The organism is Candidatus Bartonella washoeensis Sb944nv (assembly GCF_000278135.1).
Classification (GTDB): Bacteria; Pseudomonadota; Alphaproteobacteria; order Rhizobiales; family Rhizobiaceae; genus Bartonella; species Bartonella washoeensis.
In genome coordinates, this window is record NZ_JH725024.1 from 200,944 (window position 1) to 219,422 (window position 18,479).

At 37.5% G+C, this 18,479-nt stretch carries 13 protein-coding genes, 1 tRNA gene and 2 pseudogenes; 7 read left to right on the top strand and 9 right to left on the bottom strand.

The annotated features are described in order from the left end of the window. Positions 1–19: 19 nt before the first annotated feature. Positions 20–928: a cation diffusion facilitator family transporter gene (locus tag MCQ_RS05525; protein WP_006924063.1), complete on the bottom strand. Its 909-nt coding sequence runs from the start codon at positions 926–928 to the stop codon at positions 20–22. 796 nt (positions 929–1,724) lie between these two features. On the opposite strand from MCQ_RS05525, the pseudogene MCQ_RS09370 reads away from it, so the two are divergent. Next, positions 1,725–2,510: pseudogene (locus tag MCQ_RS09370) on the top strand (TrmH family RNA methyltransferase). A 61-nt stretch (positions 2,511–2,571) separates the two neighbouring features. On the opposite strand, the gene mnmA reads toward MCQ_RS09370, so the two are convergent. Then, on the bottom strand, positions 2,572–3,798 hold the full coding sequence (gene mnmA / locus MCQ_RS05540; RefSeq protein WP_006924067.1) for a tRNA 2-thiouridine(34) synthase MnmA: 1,227 nt from the start codon (positions 3,796–3,798) through the stop codon (positions 2,572–2,574). A 367-nt stretch (positions 3,799–4,165) separates the two neighbouring features. Here mnmA and sciP point away from each other — a divergent pair, with 367 nt between their 5' ends. After that, entirely contained in the window at positions 4,166–4,441 is a 276-nt protein-coding gene (gene sciP, locus MCQ_RS05545) for a CtrA inhibitor SciP (RefSeq protein ID WP_006924069.1), read from the top strand. A 121-nt stretch (positions 4,442–4,562) separates the two neighbouring features. On the opposite strand, the gene MCQ_RS05550 is transcribed toward sciP, so the two are convergent. Beyond that, positions 4,563–4,949 carry a hypothetical protein gene (locus tag MCQ_RS05550; protein WP_006924070.1) on the bottom strand — a complete coding sequence of 129 codons (387 nt, stop codon included), beginning with the start codon at positions 4,947–4,949 and terminating at the stop codon, positions 4,563–4,565. Positions 4,950–5,516: 567 nt separating this feature from the next. On the opposite strand from MCQ_RS05550, the gene ctrA reads away from it, so the two are divergent. After that, positions 5,517–6,218, top strand: coding sequence for a response regulator transcription factor CtrA (gene ctrA / locus MCQ_RS05555; RefSeq protein ID WP_006924071.1), 702 nt, complete (start codon positions 5,517–5,519; stop codon positions 6,216–6,218). 196 nt (positions 6,219–6,414) lie between these two features. Here the strand turns inward: ctrA and chpT are convergent, their stop codons facing one another. Then, positions 6,415–7,053: a histidine phosphotransferase ChpT gene (gene chpT, locus MCQ_RS05560; RefSeq protein WP_006924072.1), complete on the bottom strand. Its 639-nt coding sequence runs from the start codon at positions 7,051–7,053 to the stop codon at positions 6,415–6,417. 217 nt (positions 7,054–7,270) lie between these two features. Here chpT and MCQ_RS05565 point away from each other — a divergent pair, with 217 nt between their 5' ends. Together MCQ_RS05565 and MCQ_RS05570 are read left to right on the top strand one after the other, a co-directional pair. Next, a complete protein-coding gene (locus MCQ_RS05565; RefSeq protein WP_006924073.1) occupies positions 7,271–7,867 on the top strand; it encodes a DUF1134 domain-containing protein in 597 nt (198 codons plus the stop codon). A 28-nt stretch (positions 7,868–7,895) separates the two neighbouring features. Then, positions 7,896–8,558 carry a hypothetical protein gene (locus MCQ_RS05570; protein ID WP_006924078.1) on the top strand — a complete coding sequence of 221 codons (663 nt, stop codon included), beginning with the start codon at positions 7,896–7,898 and terminating at the stop codon, positions 8,556–8,558. Between the two features lie 260 nt (positions 8,559–8,818). Here MCQ_RS05570 and MCQ_RS05575 read toward each other — a convergent pair whose 3' ends face one another. Then, positions 8,819–9,937: a DegT/DnrJ/EryC1/StrS family aminotransferase gene (locus tag MCQ_RS05575; RefSeq protein WP_006924079.1), complete on the bottom strand. Its 1,119-nt coding sequence runs from the start codon at positions 9,935–9,937 to the stop codon at positions 8,819–8,821. A 58-nt stretch (positions 9,938–9,995) separates the two neighbouring features. Continuing rightward, positions 9,996–10,943: a Gfo/Idh/MocA family protein gene (locus MCQ_RS05580; protein WP_006924080.1), complete on the bottom strand. Its 948-nt coding sequence runs from the start codon at positions 10,941–10,943 to the stop codon at positions 9,996–9,998. A gap of 173 nt (positions 10,944–11,116) precedes the next feature. Here MCQ_RS05580 and MCQ_RS05585 point away from each other — a divergent pair. Continuing rightward, a tRNA-Met gene (locus MCQ_RS05585) sits at positions 11,117–11,190 on the top strand. An 831-nt stretch (positions 11,191–12,021) separates the two neighbouring features. Next, positions 12,022–15,378, top strand: a complete 3,357-nt coding sequence (locus MCQ_RS05590; RefSeq protein WP_006924081.1) for an autotransporter outer membrane beta-barrel domain-containing protein — start codon at positions 12,022–12,024, stop codon at positions 15,376–15,378. Between the two features lie 524 nt (positions 15,379–15,902). Here the strand turns inward: MCQ_RS05590 and MCQ_RS05595 are convergent. The 3 genes and pseudogenes from MCQ_RS05595 to MCQ_RS05605 all read right to left on the bottom strand — a co-directional run bounded on the left by MCQ_RS05595 (position 15,903) and on the right by MCQ_RS05605 (position 18,479). Beyond that, positions 15,903–16,685, bottom strand: a complete 783-nt coding sequence (locus MCQ_RS05595; RefSeq protein ID WP_006924082.1) for an ABC transporter ATP-binding protein — start codon at positions 16,683–16,685, stop codon at positions 15,903–15,905. An 11-nt stretch (positions 16,686–16,696) separates the two neighbouring features. Continuing rightward, a pseudogene (locus tag MCQ_RS05600) lies at positions 16,697–17,470 on the bottom strand (ABC transporter ATP-binding protein); the annotation flags it as partial. Between the two features lie 79 nt (positions 17,471–17,549). Continuing rightward, on the bottom strand, positions 17,550–18,479 hold the full coding sequence (locus MCQ_RS05605) for an ABC transporter permease (RefSeq protein ID WP_006924084.1): 930 nt from the start codon (positions 18,477–18,479) through the stop codon (positions 17,550–17,552).

The window sequence follows — 18,479 nt, forward strand, 5'->3', positions numbered from 1 at the left end:
AACAAAACGAAAATCCCTCTTATATAAAAGGGATCATTGTTGTACCAGGAGGCAATTTAGCCTCATCTTCAGGCTCTACATGAATAGAAACACGGACATTGTCAAATTCTTCTTGAAGAACACCTTCAATTTTATCGCAAATCTGATGTGCTTCTCCTACCTGCATTGCAGCCGGCACAACCAAATGAAACTCTATAAAAGTAACTCTGCCAGCAACACGCGTAAGCAAATCATGCACCTCAAGCGCACCATGTGCATTTGCAGAAATAAGCTCACGAATGCGCATAGTTTCATTCAATTCAACTCCAACATCCATTAATCCCTGAACAGCACTATTAATCACCTTCCACCCCTGCAAAAGAATATTAACAGCAACGATCATCGCTAAAATCGGATCCAAAATGCTCCATCCACCCACAAAACCAGCAACCAAACCAATTAAAATAGCAAGTGAAGTAAAAACATCTGTTATGAAATGCATTCCATCAGCTTTAAGAGCCGGTGAGCGGTGGATTTTTCCCTGCCGAATAAGAACAAAACCCCACATGTAATTTATGACACTTGCGACAAAATGAATAACAAGCCATATTCCAGGTTTTTGTACTAATTTAACGGTGGAAAGAGCCATCCACGCTTCTCTTAAAATGACTATTGCCGCAATAATGATTAGGACACCTTCAAGAATCGCCGAAAAATATTCCGCCTTATGATGTCCAAAAGGATGATCTTGATCCGCCGGCTTCATACTTACTTTAACAGCCCACCATGCTGCTAATGAAGCAAGTATATTTACGACTGACTCCAATGCATCAGAATAAAGTGCAACCGAATCTGTGATGTAATATGCCCAATATTTCAAAGCAAAAACGATAAAAGCAACGAAAATAGAGTATAGGGTTAAGCTTTGTATATTGATTTTTACATCCATAACCACACTTTCTTCTTAATGAAATAAGGAATAACACTTTCAAATATATAATGATATTTTTGACATGTCGCCAATATTCCCTCAATATCACAGAAGCTCCACAATACAATAAACGCCTCTCTTCAGCCTGCTATCGTTACTTGCAGAAATTGCCCTCTTAAACGATAGAGTGTAACGAATAGAGTAACGCGGATATTATTCAAAACAAGAAATGATAAACTCGCCAAGAAATTAAACGCATTATTTTTATGATTAATAGCTTTTTGAATAGAATGAACGATTACTGCCTTATGATTAAAAATCATCCATTACTTTTGCTCAAATGCATAAAACTTACGCACCATTTATCAAATTTTTATGAACAGCAAAACCAATCAACATATTAGCATAGTTGTATACAGCAAAAAAGCGCCTTAGCATCCCGCTGCAATTTGATACCATAACGCGTATCAAACACATTATGTCAGCTAAAATGACCATAAAAACCATTTTAAGAAAAGAAAAAGAAAGAAAATTACCCAAAAAAGAATCTGGGCATTGGGGACCCAGATTCTTTTCCCTTAGGAATTAAGGGTATACAGAGCCTAGGAAATAGCGGGGACCTAAGACCCTGTACCCGATTACGAAAACAATAACATTGTACCGCACTCAGTAACATTATATTATACCTATGGTTGTATTATGTCAACATAAATTCTACCATAGGTTTAAAATAATATTTTTTTCCTCTCTATTCAAAAATAAAGCAAACATTCATTATCTGGCAATTTAGAAAAAAGAACATTAAAAGTGCGGTATGCATTTGAATATCATAACAATCTACAAACTTATGATCTACGTTTAAGAGCCTATCAAAACATTCGTGAAAAAAATCTTGTTGGACGACAACATCAATTTATTGCTGCATGTAAAGTAATATTGTCGGCATTGCTGCATTCAAAAAAGTTTTCTGCACTGTCTTGCTCATTTTGTCAGAACGCCTTCCTAAGCTGATGCCCCTTTTAGAAATGACACAACCAATCTGTCCCATTGATTGCGTGCCACAAAAAATCATGGATGATATTGCGGAGTTCCATGTTCATCGTAGTATACTCGGTATTGGTGAACGCAAAACGCTACCATCATTACAAATTTTTTTACATGAACTCCCTGAAAAAGCTCTGATTCTGGTTTTATGTGATATCTCTAATCATGATAATATAGGGAAAATTTTTCACAATGCTGCCGCTTTTTCAGTGATGGAATTATCATTGATCAAATCTCATGCGATCCACTTTACCGAAAATCAATCAGAGTTTCTGCTAGTGCAGTTCTAAAAGTCCTCTATACGTAAGGCAGTGATATTCATGACATTATAGCAACTCTAAACGATGCATATTTTCATGCTTATGCACTTTCTTCCTCCGCCCCCTACACTCTCACACGAGCAAAAAGGACAGCGCTTATTTTAAGAACAAAATGCTTGCTAACCCATATTCTACAAAAAACAAAAACTTTTCGTATTCCTATAGCTCACGGCTTTGATAGCCTGAATGTTGCCATAGCAACAGACTTTGAATTAAGCACACCTCGCCGCTTCTGATCAGCTCAGTTAAAGGCAACAATTAAAGCTGGAATATATCACCTGAAGGAATACATTTTCTTCATAGAGAAGCGGTTGTTTTAAGCTCAGAAGAAACAGCAGCTTTTGTTTCCAAATTGCACAAAACGCGTTTCAACATCACTTCAGCACCAGCCGCACGTTCTGAATGGGTAACAAACCCACCACCAAGAACACGTGCTTCATCATCATTTCCATCATAAAAAACACAAGCCTGCCCTGGTGCCACAGCATTTTCGCATTCCAACAAGTCAACGGAAAAAACACCCTCGCGATAATACAAACGAGCAAGATGCGGCGGACGTGTTGAACGCACTTTTACAGCTACCTCAACACCATCAGCTGGGAAATTATCCAACCGCTCATCACCAAGCCAATTCACATCACGCAAAAAGAGTTTATGTGTTTCCAACATTTCACGCGGACCAACAATAACACGCGCATTTTCCACATCGAGATAAACCACATAAAGCGCTTCACCGGTTGCAACACCAATGCCACGACGTTGACCAACAGTATAATTAACAATTCCGGAATGTTTACCCAAAACCTGCCCATCGATATGCACAATAACCCCAGGAGTAACCGCTTCTGGACGCAACTTTGTGATAACATCAGAATATTTTCCTTGCGGAACAAAACAAATATCCTGGCTATCATGCTTATTAGCAACAACAAAGCCCATTTCTGCTGCTATTTCACGAACACGTGCTTTCGGAAGGTCACCAAGTGGAAAACGCAAATAATCAATCTGTTCTTGTGTTGTTGCAAAAAGAAAATAACTCTGATCACGTTCAGAATCGTGAGGACGAAAAAGAGCGCGATGCGCACCATGAGAGCGGGAGCGAATATAATGGCCCGTTGCCAAAGCATCTGCACCCAATTCACGCGCAGTTGCTAATAAATCAGCAAACTTGACAGTCTGATTGCACGCCACACATGGCACAGGGGTCTCTCCATGTACATAACTTTCTGCAAAAGGATCAATCACAGCTTCACGAAATCGTTTTTCATAATCAAGAACATAATGAGGTATTCCCAATGTCTCTGCTACGCGGCGCGCATCTTCAATATCTTGTCCAGCACAACACGCCCCTACCCGATGTGTTGCAGCACCATGATCATAAAGCTGCAACGTAATTCCAATGACATCATACCCTTCCTTTTTCAGAAGACCTGCAACAACTGATGAATCAACGCCCCCCGACATTGCTACAACAATGCGGGAATTCTCAGGTTGTCCTGGCAAATCAAGACTGTTCAAAAACATGTATTTATTCTCTACTTAATGTGCACACATTCTATTAATATTGTTTATGCACGCCACTCATTGTTTTTTATGCTATTCATAATTCGTTTATATTGCTTTTTTATCGTTTCCACAACCAACAGTATCACTTTCCTAAAAACGGGTGAAAACAAAAAACAGCGATAAAAATAAGGCAAATGAAAACCCTTTGTGCTTTTCTCTTAAAATCCGACAAACATCGTAAGAAGCTATTCTACGCGCTTCTCTTTGTACTCTCTTTTTAACGCATTATCTTATTTATTAATTTTTTCTTTCAACGTATTTAGCTCTTTTTTAAATTTCATGCCTTATAAACGCATCAAATCCCTAACTAAAAGTAGACGATGCAATGACGAATTTGATAAAAACGCAAATGAAATATGTTATTGGGCCGGATGGAAGTCCACTCACAATCGCCGACCTACCGCCAAAAACAACAAGGCGCTGGGTAATTCGTCGCAAAGCTGAAGTTGTTGCGGCTGTCAGAGGTGGATTGTTAAGTCTTGATGAAGCATGTCAACGCTATACTTTGACTGTAGAAGAATTTCTTTCATGGCAGAGTTTGATCGATGAACACGGCTTAGCTGGATTACGGACAACCAGAATCCAAAACTACAGGCATTAATTACCATTAATCCTGCTTTTCAAATACACTATAAAACAGCCAAACTTGATAAAAGTTTGGCTATTTTTTTGCTTTCAGCACTAAATATCTCCAAAAATGGATCTTCAAACTAAAGCTTTCATTATCCAGTCATCGATTTAGATTGAATGAGGATAGAGTCATCACATGCTACCGCCCCATTTTCCCGTGCTTCCAAAAGCTGTGCACGTTGTAATTCTGTATCAATTTCATGAAGAGCAACTTCAGCATTTGTTTTCTGAAGTTGCAAATCACGAATCGAATTTATAAGATTATCGCGCCTTTGCCGCGCAGCACGAGCAAAAGCAGAATAAGCAAAATGATGAACATCACTGTTTCCAGATTTACGTTCTTCATTCATAATTTGCGCTTCCAGCTCTAACACCATTCGCTCAAATTCTGCAATCATCATCTCAAGCTGTGCAATTTCACGACGCTTCCCACGCACTTGAAACATCTTCAATCGTACCAAACTTTCACGTGGCTTCATACTCACTACTCCTTGATTGAGCCAACTCAAAATTCACATTCACACTCTTAACATACTTCTCGTTACACTCTTTCTGACGAAAAACAGTCCATTTTAAAACTTGAAACCATAATTTATCCCCTCCTTAAAGCATCTGCAAACACCATCTGCTTTAAAGAGCTATAACCATTTCTTTACTTTTCGCCTCTACTATAGAATAAAGAGATTTAAAGCTCGGTAAATAAATATCAAAATTGTAAAAAGTAATTTAAAAGAATCTCTTATAAGGTTTTTTTTAAGTTAAATTTCATGAAAAACCACTTCATTTTTTTATCAAGCTTAAAAATATACGATTTTTCTAAAATAATTTTGTCAACCTCTTTCAAAAAAAAAAATATTTTGTTAACCACTATCATAGATAGTGGGGAATTCAGTGGTGATTGTTACGCGTACTACTGAAATATTCATAAACACTCTTAATTAGAAGTGTTTGATTTTATGAATTTTTTATCAACAGTGGTTTTACCAGCTGTTTTGAAATTAAAGTAGCTCCGCTTGATTCGGGAGGAGCGAAGTGAGGGATCTAAGATGCGCGTATTATTAATTGAAGATGATAAAGCAACCACTCAGAGTATTGAGTTAATGCTAAAGTCAGCAAACTTTAATGTCTATATCACTGATCTAGGTGAAGAAGGTGTCGATTTAGGTAAGCTCTATGATTACGATATCATTTTGCTTGATCTGAATCTCCCTGATATGTCAGGCTATGATGTCTTGCGAACACTGAGATTGGCAAAAATTAAAACCCCTGTTCTCATCCTTTCTGGCATGAGTGCTATTGAAGATAAAGTACGTGGTTTTGGCTTTGGTGCGGATGATTATATGACTAAGCCATTCCATAAGGATGAATTAATCGCACGTATTCATGCGGTTATTCGTCGCTCCAAAGGCCATGCACAATCAATTATTGTTACTGGCGATCTCACCGTTAACCTTGATGCAAAAACAGTTGAAGTTGCTGGTCATCCCGTCCATTTAACTGGTAAAGAGTATCAAATGCTAGAACTTCTCTCTCTACGCAAGGGTACTACACTCACGAAAGAAATGTTTCTCAATCATCTCTACGGTGGAATGGATGAACCTGAACTTAAAATTATCGATGTTTTTATCTGTAAACTGCGGAAAAAATTGGAAGCCGTTTCTTCTAGCGTAAACTACATTGATACAGTTTGGGGACGCGGTTATGTGTTACGTGATCCAATTGAAGAGAACGTACGTAAAACCGCTTAAGCAATGAAAATGCGCATTGTAAAATCTCGGAGTGTAGCGGGCCGAGATTTTCTCTTATTTAAAAATAAAAGGCTCGCACACAAAAAAATCGCTTGTGTATAAAATATGCTTACAATTTAAGATATCCCAAAGCAATCGTTCACGGATATCATCTAAGCCATCTTTTCCCAATACGGCTTAATTGTGTTTATCTTATTCAAAAATTCTTCACACTTTCCAAAATAATAAGACTGTCTGTTTCATTTATGTTTATTTTCATGGATGTTATCTCAGAAAGTAACACTGTATAATAAAATTGAATGGCGTGAGCATCGATAAGCTCTTCTTGAAGTCTTCCACTATATAACTCAATAAAATGAGAGGGAATACGTAAATTTTTACCGCAAATTTCAAATCGAAAAGAACGTTTATTTTCATCTTGCAAAATCATCACAACTATTTCACCACCACGCGAAACTGTTGCATTTGCAATCAATAACAAATTAAGCAAAAGTTTAACTTCATCTTTTGGTAAAAGTAAAGCAGGAGCTTGCCATTTTAAAACTGCTTTTTCTTCCTTCATATATTGTTGAGCAACCTGTTCAGCGGAACGCGTATCTATTTGGCTCCCACCTGCCCCCGAAAAACCAAAAGCCAATCGCGCAAATTGTAGACGTGCAGAAGCACTCGCAACAGACCAACGCACCAATTGCAAAGCATCTTCATCAGCTCCTCCTTCATCGTAAAGCTCCATTGCATTTTGAATAGCACCAACAGGTGAAATCAAATCGTGGCAGATACGGCTACAAAGCAAAGCAGCAAGATCAGTAGACTTTAAAGAAAAAGCTAACGTCATAATTATTGAGAACTCCTAGATTGAAAAACAAGCATCATTTTAAAGTAAAACTGTTAACATCCAATGCATATATACGGAACTTTAACAATCACGCTAAAGTTCTTTTCAGAAACAAATTCAAGAATTTAAATAACCTTATGCCTTAATTTTTTATTTGAATCGAATAAAAATCCTAATATTATCCTTTTGTTTGTAACTAATAAAAGGGAAATTTTCTATGGCTCTCTTGTTTCTAACACGCTGGTACAAAAGTATCGTATCTTTAATATTCCTTTTATGCATAACAATAAACGCCGCACATACGCAATCCCGCCCCATAGGGCAAAACGGGCCCTATTATTCGTTGCAAGAAATTATTGATTCCGGTCACACTTTTTTTGGGAAAACTGCTAGCGGTATAGCAGTAGCAATTGAAAATATCTTTTCGCAATACGGTTATCCAAATGCCTATATTTTAGGTGAGGAAGCTTCTGGCGCCTTTTTTGCTGGATTAACCTATGGCGAAGGACAACTTTTTACCAAAAACTACGGTCACCATAAAGTTTTTTGGCAAGGCCCCTCTGTAGGATGGGATTTTGGTGGACAAGGTTCCCGTTTAATGATCTTAGTTTATGATCTCAATAATGTAGATAATTTATGGGGACGCTATGGTGGTATTTCAGGTTCGGCCTATTTAATAGCAGGCGTTGGTTTTCATGTCCTTAAACGCAATAATGTTTTGTTAATTCCAGTACGTACGGGAATTGGTGCGCGCCTTGGCATTAATGTAGGATATTTAAAATTAACACCCACCCCAACATGGAATCCATTTTAAATGGATTCTCAAGTAATAAAGAGGATTTATGTTTATCCAATCATTTCTTTTTTTTGTTCTTGGAGTTGCCACCACTTCTTGGTTGCTAGTGCTTTTTTCTCCACTTATTTGGCGCAGAGCCCTTTATTTTGCACGTAAATTTGTTTCTGCACAAATTCCATTATCACTCACTGAAATACAAGCAAACTACGATTTTCTCTGTGCCCAGCACGCTGTAGAATTAGCACGCAACCAACAAAAATATGACTCTTTGCAAAAAAAATATGCCAAACAGAAAATACAACTTAGTCAATTAACAGAACAGTTTTATCAATTGTGTCTCCCAAAACAATGTGCTTCTTACTTCCCTCATGAAAAAGAAACGATCGTGATAAAAAGCGAACGTAATACGCGCACAACAAAAACGTTCACAATGGAAATTAAAGCTATGCGTGAAAAGATTGCAAACTATCAGCAACGTTTACAAAAAATTCAAATTGATGAGCTTGGTACTACTGCTAACCAGCAACTCCTAAATGAACTGCGAGAAGAAACAAAAGAATTAGCGGCGACATTAGCTGCACAAATAGCACTACAAGAGGGTAATGGTTCACGTATCAAAACATTGATCGAAAACTCTAAAAATAAAAACGACCTAGCATCCCGTATTCGCAAAAAAATAACCTGCACACCCAAAACACCTCTTACATAAGTTATTAAAAAACCAGTAAAACCATTTAATCAATTAACGCAACCTCAACTGAATCTTTCAAATACAATAAATCCATTAATCTATTACAACACAACATACAGCATGCTTGTGCATATATCTAACCTACTCATAGAATAGCCTCGTATAATTCTGACTTTATTTTGATAGCATAACTCTCCCAAAACACCTTACAAGATATGATAGAGCCCAATAAAGCCCAGCGTTACAATAAATAATAGCTCAAGACAAAGAGACTCTTCTCAAGAGTGGTAAAAATCTCTTATTCGCTGGATAATCATATCCTGATCGCTTTGCGTTAAATAAGGATGCATAGGTAAACTTAAAACACACTCTCGTAAAGACTCAGAAACAGAAAGAGAACCTTTTACATAAGAAAAGTGTTTATAAGCTGGCTGTTGATGCAGCGGAGTTTCATAATAAACCATCGTAGGAATGGAATTTTCCTGTAAATAATCCTTTAATCTATCGCGATCTTCTACCTTAATAGTATATTGTGCATAGGCACAACGTCCCCCCTCTTCCACTTCTGGAACTGTAACAATATCTCTTAAACCATTGGAATAATATTGAGCAATTGCTAAACGCTTTTCCATTTCATCTTCAAAGATAACAAGTTTTTCTAGCAAAATTGCAGCTTGAATTGTATCTAGGCGCGAATTCAAACCGATGCGCACATTGTCATATTGCGTTTGACCTTTACCATGAAACAGAATAGAACGTAAAAGTGCTGCCAAATCGTCATCATTCGTCATCATAGCGCCTCCATCGCCATAACACCCCAATGGTTTTGCGGGATAAAAGCTTGTTGCAGCAACATCACCAAAAGCTCCACACATAATATTACCGCTTCTTCCTCCCATCGATTGAGCAGCATCTTCAATAACAAAAAGATTTTCCTTTACTGCCACTTTAGTAATTTGAGCATAATCAGCAGGAAGCCCAAACAAATCAACAGGAATAACAGCCTTCGGTTTGAGACGTCCCTCTTTTTTAATCATCTCAATTGCTTCACATAGTTTATCAACATCGATATTGAATGTATTAGGGCGAACATCTACAAAAACAGGTTCCGCTCCTACCAAAGCGACCACTTCAGCAGTTGCGGAAAACGTAAAGCTAGGACAAAAAACAGCATCACCTGGACCAATGTTTTTAGCCATAAGGGGCATCTTCAAGGCATCGGTTCCATTGGCACACGCAACCACATGCTTAACACCAAGATAATCTGCCAATTGCTCTTCAAATTCTGTTACTTTTGGTCCTAAAATATACTTGCCACTAGCCACCACATCCGCAATTGCAGCATTAACTTTATCTTCAATGCGCGCACGCTGCGCCCCCAAGTCGATGAATTGCATATTAACTCCATTGATAATCACAAGAATGCAAAAACGCTACTTATCTGTTATATCTCCGCTAATTGATACTAGCAGCAGCTAAAATCCTTACAACAGCAATAGCATCATCGCCATTGGTCCGAGGCGATTGACGCGTTTGAATACAATGAAGAAAATGCTGCAGTTCACAAGTAAGCGGCAAATCTTCACAAATCTCAATATAATTGAGCTTATCAACATTAAAAGCCCACTCTTTATTTTCCTTCCAAACAGCAAAACGGTGAAATGCCAATTTACGATTCCACGGTTCCATATCATCAAAAACGATCATAGCCTTTGTACCAATAACCGTTAAACGCCTTTCACGATAAGGACTAAGGCGTGAAGCCAAAAGGTGACTACGTACACCATTTGGAAAAGTCATATGAATATGGGCAAAATCAGAGCACTGATCAATTACAGCAGTACCCTCTCCCCGAATTTCAGAGGGTTCACATCCTGTCAAAGCCAAAATCATTGAAAGATCATGAGGAGCAAGATCCCATAAAGCATCGCTTTGTGTATGAAATTTTCCAAAGCCTAATCGGTGAGAATAAATATAACGCACATCACCCAGTTCTCTCTTTGCCACCAATTCACATATTTTTTCAAAAGCAGGATGAAAGCGCAGAATATGGCCCACCATAAAAATCCGCCCGTATTCGCTAGCAACCTGAACTTGACGCTCAGCATCGGCTACATTCAAAGCAATTGGTTTTTCAACCAAAACATCTTTACCATTTTTAAGAGCACGCAGAACATTTTCTGTATGAAATTGTGGAGGCAACGCCAACACTAATGCATCAATATCTTCATGAGTAAAAAGATTATCAGACGCAATGGCTTTAACACCATACATATTTGCAAAACTTGCAGCGCGCTCACCATCCATATCAGAAACTGCTGCCAAAGCCCCGAGTTTCTTGAGGGTTCGTATATGATTCCCTCCCCAACGACCACACCCTAAAACCGCTACACGTGGCACCATTTTTATGCCTTCCCCTGATTTATTATATAAAAATATACTTTCATTTATTCCATATCGGGGATGAAATAGAATGACAAGAGAAAAGCTTAAAAACGATGCTTGACATCTTGCTATTCTACCCCTTATATCCGCAAAAGAATGAGATAAGTTGCAACAATTTGTCTATTTTGTTTGGCGGAGTAGCTCAGTAGGTTAGAGCAGAGGAATCATAATCCTTGTGTCGGGGGTTCAAATCCCTCCTCCGCTACCGTTTTTATTTTTATGATTATGACTTTAGTTTTGTAACTTGCATATCTAGCATTTTAGCTTGTTGGCAAGTTATACAATTTGTCTCAATGTTTAATTTATTTTTTCAAAGTTTCTTTTCATTTTTGCTATCAAATATTGATTTTTGCGGTTTTTCATTTTTTTCGATTGCTGCGTAGCAAAATCCAAATTTGATAAACAACGCATTAACGGTAAAAATACATAAAAACAACGAGTATTATATATTCCTATCCAATCTCAACTCTTCCCACTTAAGACAAAAGCTAATGTCAAACTACAACGGGTTTTCAAAGACCTTTTAAAAGTCATCTAGGACCTCCTAACTTTTTTATAAAAGATCCTCAAAAAACTCTTTTCTCTGCTTATTCTGAAGTGACATTAAAAATCTTTCTTTTTCCCAGATACAGCTGTGCAGACACTGCTATTCTCATTGATCATTTTTTGTTTTTTTCAGTGTCTTTTCCATCTCTTTATTCCTCACAGCATAGACTCATTAATATTTGAACAAAATGATACCTACTATTAATAAAATAATTTATTTTACAATGCATTATCAATATAAATATTAAAATAATACGATATATTTTAAAAATATTATAATAAATTAAATAAAAAAATTAAAATACATAAAATATTCAATTAAATAAATTATAAAAAACAAATAAACATTTCGTATTTTAATATTAGTTATAAATATACTTTACATAAAAATAAAAATCACCTATTCCTTCTTACAACTGTCATCCATATTGATAATCCTTCTTGTAGGCGGGGGAGGAGTATATGGGGCTTATAAGTAAGGAAAATATTGATGTATAAAAAATCTCTTTCATGCTGTACAGCTGCCATAGCTGTCATGCTGTTTAGCACTCATTTCAACGCATATGCCGAAGTTCTTCATGCTGATAAAGGAGAAGTTAAAAATGAATCTGGAAAATCCTATGATGCAATTAAGGTAACAAACGGTGGCACAATCAACGGCAAAGATTTAAAAATAAACACTTCTGATCCCGAAAAATTCCCCACTGCTGTAGAATCGATAGATTCTGGTAGCGAAATTAATTTAACGGGCATAACAACCATTGAAAAAGTTACTAACGGGCTTCGAGCAAAAAAAGGTGGCATAATCAAAATGACCGCGGGCTTCATTACGGCTTCTGAAATTGGCGCTTCCTTCAACGCGAGCAAAAATAATCAAAACACGCTAGAAAATGTAACCATATCAAGCAGTGAAAATGGCAAGCCAATGTCTGTAGGAATAAAAGCAGAGAAAAGTACAATCAATTTAAAAAATGTAACCGTTACGCAAGCAACAACAGGCATATTTGCAGATGATCATTCGACAATAACAATCTCTGGGGGATCGTTTGACGGAAAAGATGATGGAATTTATGCTAAACAAGGCAGTACTATTACTTTAACTGACAATACGACAGTTTCCTCATCTAATGGCAATGGACTCCATGCAGAGGCAGGATCTAAGATCACAATGGCAGGAGGAACAGTAACAATAAAGAATGAAGACGCCACATTATTAAAAAATGGAAACACCGCATTATTTGCGAAAAAAGGTGGACAGATTGATACTACGAATGTTTCTCTAACAACAGATGGCAAAAGTTCCGCTGCAGTTGCATTTGGTCCTGATAGCAAAATTGAATTGCATGGAACAACAACGATTAATAATACTTTAAACGGTCTTGGAGCAGTTGATGGCGGTAAAATCACCAGCGAAAACTTAACAATAATCGGTGGTGAAGCAATTGATCAAGACCACAACAAAGAACGCTCTGGTGTATGGACAGCGGAATCTGGTAGTGAAATTCAGTTAAAGGGCAAAACAATCATTCAAAATGTTGATGAAGGCCTTTATGCAGACGGTGGGAGTAAAATCACCAGCGGAGATTTAACAATAACCGGTGGTGAAAATAATAAAGAAATGACTGTTGGTGTAAACGTTGCAGAGCTTGATAGTATAATCGAATTCAATGGTAAAACAACCATTCAAAATTTTGATTTTGGTCTTACTGCAGGAAATAATAGTACGATTAAGATGATTAATACTGATATTGAAGCAGTACAGAGTGCAAAAGAAAATAAAATAGAAGCAAAAAAAGTTGCAATATGGGCAGCAGCTAACGGACATATTGATCTGAGAAATGTTTCTGTAACAGCAGGAATCAACGGTTTACAGTTGTTAGGTCTCTTTGATAGCAAACTCGATGAATCAAATGATCCTCAAAAACATCAAAACAATGAGATCAATTTAACCAATGCAGATATTCACGTTGAAAATGGGACAGGAATTTTCGTTGGAGCTTTTACTAACGATAACATTGAAGATATTCAAGATTTGTCAATTAGTACAGTCAATCTTACAAATTCAGAAATCCATAACGACGTATTATTAGGAGATGGTATTTTCGAAAATCCAAAATCTTGGGGATCCGACAATTATTGGAACAAGAAAGAGGTTAAAGCAATCTCCAACGGCACCTTCACATTAAACGCAAATCATTCCACTCTAGAGGGCAAAGCGAATATTGCTGAAGACAGAAATGTCCACTTTGATCTGAAAAACAACACCATATGGACATTGAAAAACAGTACAAAAGAAAAAGATGCTGATGGCAATTTACTTGATATTGATCAAAGAGCACGTTCTGATGTTTCTGTGCTTAGTCTCAACAACAGCTCCATCATCTTTCATGGACCAACAGAAGACCATTATCACACATTGCATATAGGGTCTGGTAAACCAGACACTTCAGAGGTCTATAAGGCTTCTGGTGATGCAAAGATTTACTTCAACACTGCTTGGAGTGATGGCATAGCAAGTGCCGATCAAAAAACCGATAGGCTTCTCATTCATGGTGATGTCTCAGGCAACACAACAGTTTATATCAAAAGCGATTCAGGGGACAGAAAGAGTGTAGTAAATGCTGCTGGTCCTTCCAATATAGGGGGACTTTCACTCATTCAAGTTTCCGGAAAAGCAAATGAAGACTCTTTCAAACTGGCAAATGGCTATACCACGAAAAATCATTTGCCTTATAAATATACGCTCACTGCCTATGGACCAGAGTCAAGCCATGGAAAAGCTGATGTTGCGCAAAACCTGTTTGATGAAAAGAATGAAAACTTCTGGGATTTCCGCTTACATAAAGAAATTCTTGAAACTGGTTCTAGCTCGGGTCCAAGTGTCATCGCCCCTGTAGCACAAACAGCAAGTTACTTAGTTATGCCAAATGCCCTCTTCTATACGGGATTAACCGATATGGCTAAACAAAACACGCTTTTAGCCAATATCAGAACATCGGTCTTAGGAAAAGAAAAAGAGAAACAAACAGGTTTCTTCCTCTACACTTACGGAAGCACAGGAACCTTATCTTCTGAACGCGGACCTCTCAAATACGGTTATGGTGCGGATATTGGTTATGCTGCTCTCCAAGGCGGTGTGACATTGGCAGCTATGGAAGGACAAAGCGCAACCACACATTTTGGTCTTGTAGGCACCTATGGACAGCTATCATTCACACCAAAGGACATAGTAGATGCTAGCAAGAATACACTGGATAAGTGGTCTCTGACAGCTTACGCAACGATACAACATAACAATGGTCTGTATGTGGATACACTGTTGTCCTATGGAATGCTAAAAGGAAATATCACCAATGCTCTCATTGGCAAAACCGCAAAGTTGAACGATGCTAAGATGTTGAGTGTCTCTACGACTATTGGCAAAGAATTTGCAACCAGTGTGGAAAGTTTAACCTTCGAGCCGCAAGCACAACTTGCCTATCAACATTTGATGTTTAACACCATTGAAGATGCCGATAACTTTACCGTTGATATGAATAATCCTTCGCAATGGTTGATCCGTGTTGGCGGACGTTTGACAAAAACCGTTGCTGCTGAAAACAACCATCCGATGTCTTTCTATGGAAAAGCAAACTTAATCAAAACTTTTGCTGATGATGGTACCATTGAGATTGGCAGAAAATTTGACCTTGATCCTATGGGAGCTGCAATTGAAGGCGGCATTGGCATCAATGCACAACTGTCTGGCAATCTCTCGCTTCATGGTGATGTCAGTTATCAACAAAAGCTTCAGAAAACTGGTATCTCTGGAGCTAGTTTTTCTGGTGGCATACGCTATCAGTTTTAAAATAAGGCTGTAAAAGCAAGCCTGTTTATTCTGTTTGCATTAATAAAAAAGACAGCACAATGTGCTGCCTTTTCAATTTATAAATCTGAACTCCTTTTTAAAAGCCTTCTCTTTTTATGATAGAAAATAACCTAAAGATTTCCATAATTGTTATTTGTGATTACAAATATCCTTACTCTTGCTTTTTTTAAAAAAAGCTCAGCATTTTTAGAGAAATAAGATGAGAAAGGATAAAAAAAACCAGAGAGCGTAAAAGATAAAACATATTCCAATAGAAAAATCAGAAACATCCATTAAATACAGCATCATAGAGTAAAGAAATGCTATATTTAAAATTTTAATTATCAAAATATAATTAAATAAATTATAATATAAAAAATAAATTACATTATTATATTTATATATCATAATAAAAATACATAATATGATAAAAATATTATCATTAAATAGTTTCTTAATATAATAATAAAAAATGAAAAAATTTTACATTACAGAAAAAATCCTTTTCCTTCCTATAAAATTCCTCATACTCTCTCTTCTCTATGAGCAATAGGTTCGATACTGGCTTCAAAAAACATTTTGGTATAGTCACTTTGCGCATGCAAATTGCGGAGATCATTATTACCAAGTTCTTCAAGAATAACCCCTTGATGCATAATACCAACACGTTCACATATATGAGCAATAACGGGGAGATCATGAGAAACCATTAAATAAGTTAATTGCTTTTTTTCCCGCAATGATTTCAACAAATTCAAAATTTCAGCCTGCACCGATACGTCTAATGCAGAGGTTGGTTCATCAAGCAACAAAACTTCTGGTTCAATAATCAAAGCCCTTGCAAGGGCAATACGCTGACGCTGCCCTCCAGATAACTCATGTGGATAACGATAGAGAAATGAAGAATTTAAACCAACAGAATTCAAAACATCGTACACTCTTTCCTTTCGGTTATCCATACTATGAATTGCAAGCGATTCTGAAAGAACACTGTGCACCATTTTTCGTGGATGAAGCGAAGCATAAGGATCTTGAAAAACTATTTGAATACGCCGCAAAAAATCTTTGCTTCTTTTTTGCTGTACCTCTTCTCCATCAAAGAGGAAACGCCCACTATAACGAGATATCATCCCTACCAATGCATTCAAAATCGTTGATTTTCCACATCCTGATTCACCAATTAAACCGTAAGCTTCTCCACGTTTAATATGGAAATTAACATTTTTAACAACTGTCACTGCTTTGTGCCCATGCCCAAAGGTTACAGATAAATTAGAAACATCAACAATATTTTCACAATTGGCCATGGATAGCTCCCTCAAACACCACTAACAATCGTTGGGCCATACAGCCAATCGGAATCCCGCTCTGGGACGGCCAAAACATCAACTGGTTTATCAAGCCTTGGTAAACTGTCTAATAAAGCCTTGGTATAGGGGTGACGCGCACGCGATAAATCACACGCAGGTAATTCTTCTAATACGCGACCAGCGTACATCACCAAAACACGATCACAGAAATCAGCAATCATATTCAAATCATGACTAATAAAAATAAGTCCCGTTCCAGACTTCGTCACAAGCTCATCTAATACTGACAAAACTTGACTTCTCACAGTGACATCAAGTGCAGAAGTTGGTTCATCTGCAATAATCAAATCAGGCTTAGGGATAAGCATCATAGCAATCATCACCCGCTGTCCCATGCCACCCGATATTTCATGAGGAAAAAGACGCATAACATGCTCAGGATTGCGAATATGAACAGATTCTAACATGGAAATTGTTTTTTCCCACGCATCCATTTTTGAAACACGATAATGAATACGATAAGCTTCCATGATCTGATCCCCAATTCGTACTAATGGATTAAGCGAATATTTAGGATCTTGCAAAATCATTGAAATACGTTTTCCCCTAATAGTACGCATCTGAGGTTCATTTGCAGCCAAAAGATCGATATCATCAAAACGCATTTTTTTGGCTTTAACGATTGCAGCCTTTGGACTTAGTTTTAACAGCGCACGTCCAGTCATCGATTTGCCAGACCCTGATTCCCCAACAATTCCAATTTTTTCCTTTCCCACAGAAAAGCTAACGCCGCGCACAACTTCTGAAATGCCGCGCATTGTCGGAAAAGAAATACGTAAATCTTCTATCTCTAATAATTTTTTATCCATTACGTGGATCCAATATATCGCGAAACCCATCACCTAAAAGGTTGAAGGCAAGACTTGTAAATAATATTGCACAACCTGGCATCGCCGCTAACCACCAACTTGTCATCATAAATTCACGACCTGTCGAAAGCATTGCCCCCCATTCAGGGTTTGGAAGTTGAGCACCCAACCCTAAAAAACCAAGACCAGCAGCCGTTAAAATAATTCCAGACATATCTAATGTTAACCTTACAACCACTGAAGGAATACACATCGGTGCGATATGAAACAGAATAATTCGCCAAGTAGAAGCACCTTGCAAACGAACTGCTGAGACATAATCAGATGACCGTATAGTCAAAGTTTCAGCACGTGCCAAACGCGCTATCGGTGGCCACGCTGCGATTGAAATGGCAATTGCTGCATTTTCAATCCCTGGTCCTAAAGCTGCTGAAAAAGCAAGGGCTAAAATCAAACTTGGAAAAGCAAGAAAAACATCAACAACACGCATCAGAATAGTATCAATCCATCCGCCCATATAGCCAGCTACAGTGCCAACAACTAACCCTATTGGTCCGACAATAATTGTTGTGAGAAAAACAATATAGAGAGTAATACGTGCACCAAAAACTAAACGACTAAAAATGTCACGCCCCAATTCATCTGTTCCTAAATAATGCTGTATAGACGGCGGCTGCAATCGATGAACAAGGTCATTGCTAATAAAGTCATGGGTAGCAATCCAAGGAGCAAAAGCTGCACATAAAACAATAACAAAAATAATAATCAGACCAAATACAGCCGAAAAATTATGAGAAAATCTGATCGATGAATGATAAATTTTTTGTACATTCGCTTGCAGTATTGATCTTGGAACAGATTCAGTTAACCAATGTTTCAAAGAAAATGACGATTGCGACTTATGATGATTAATTATTGTCAT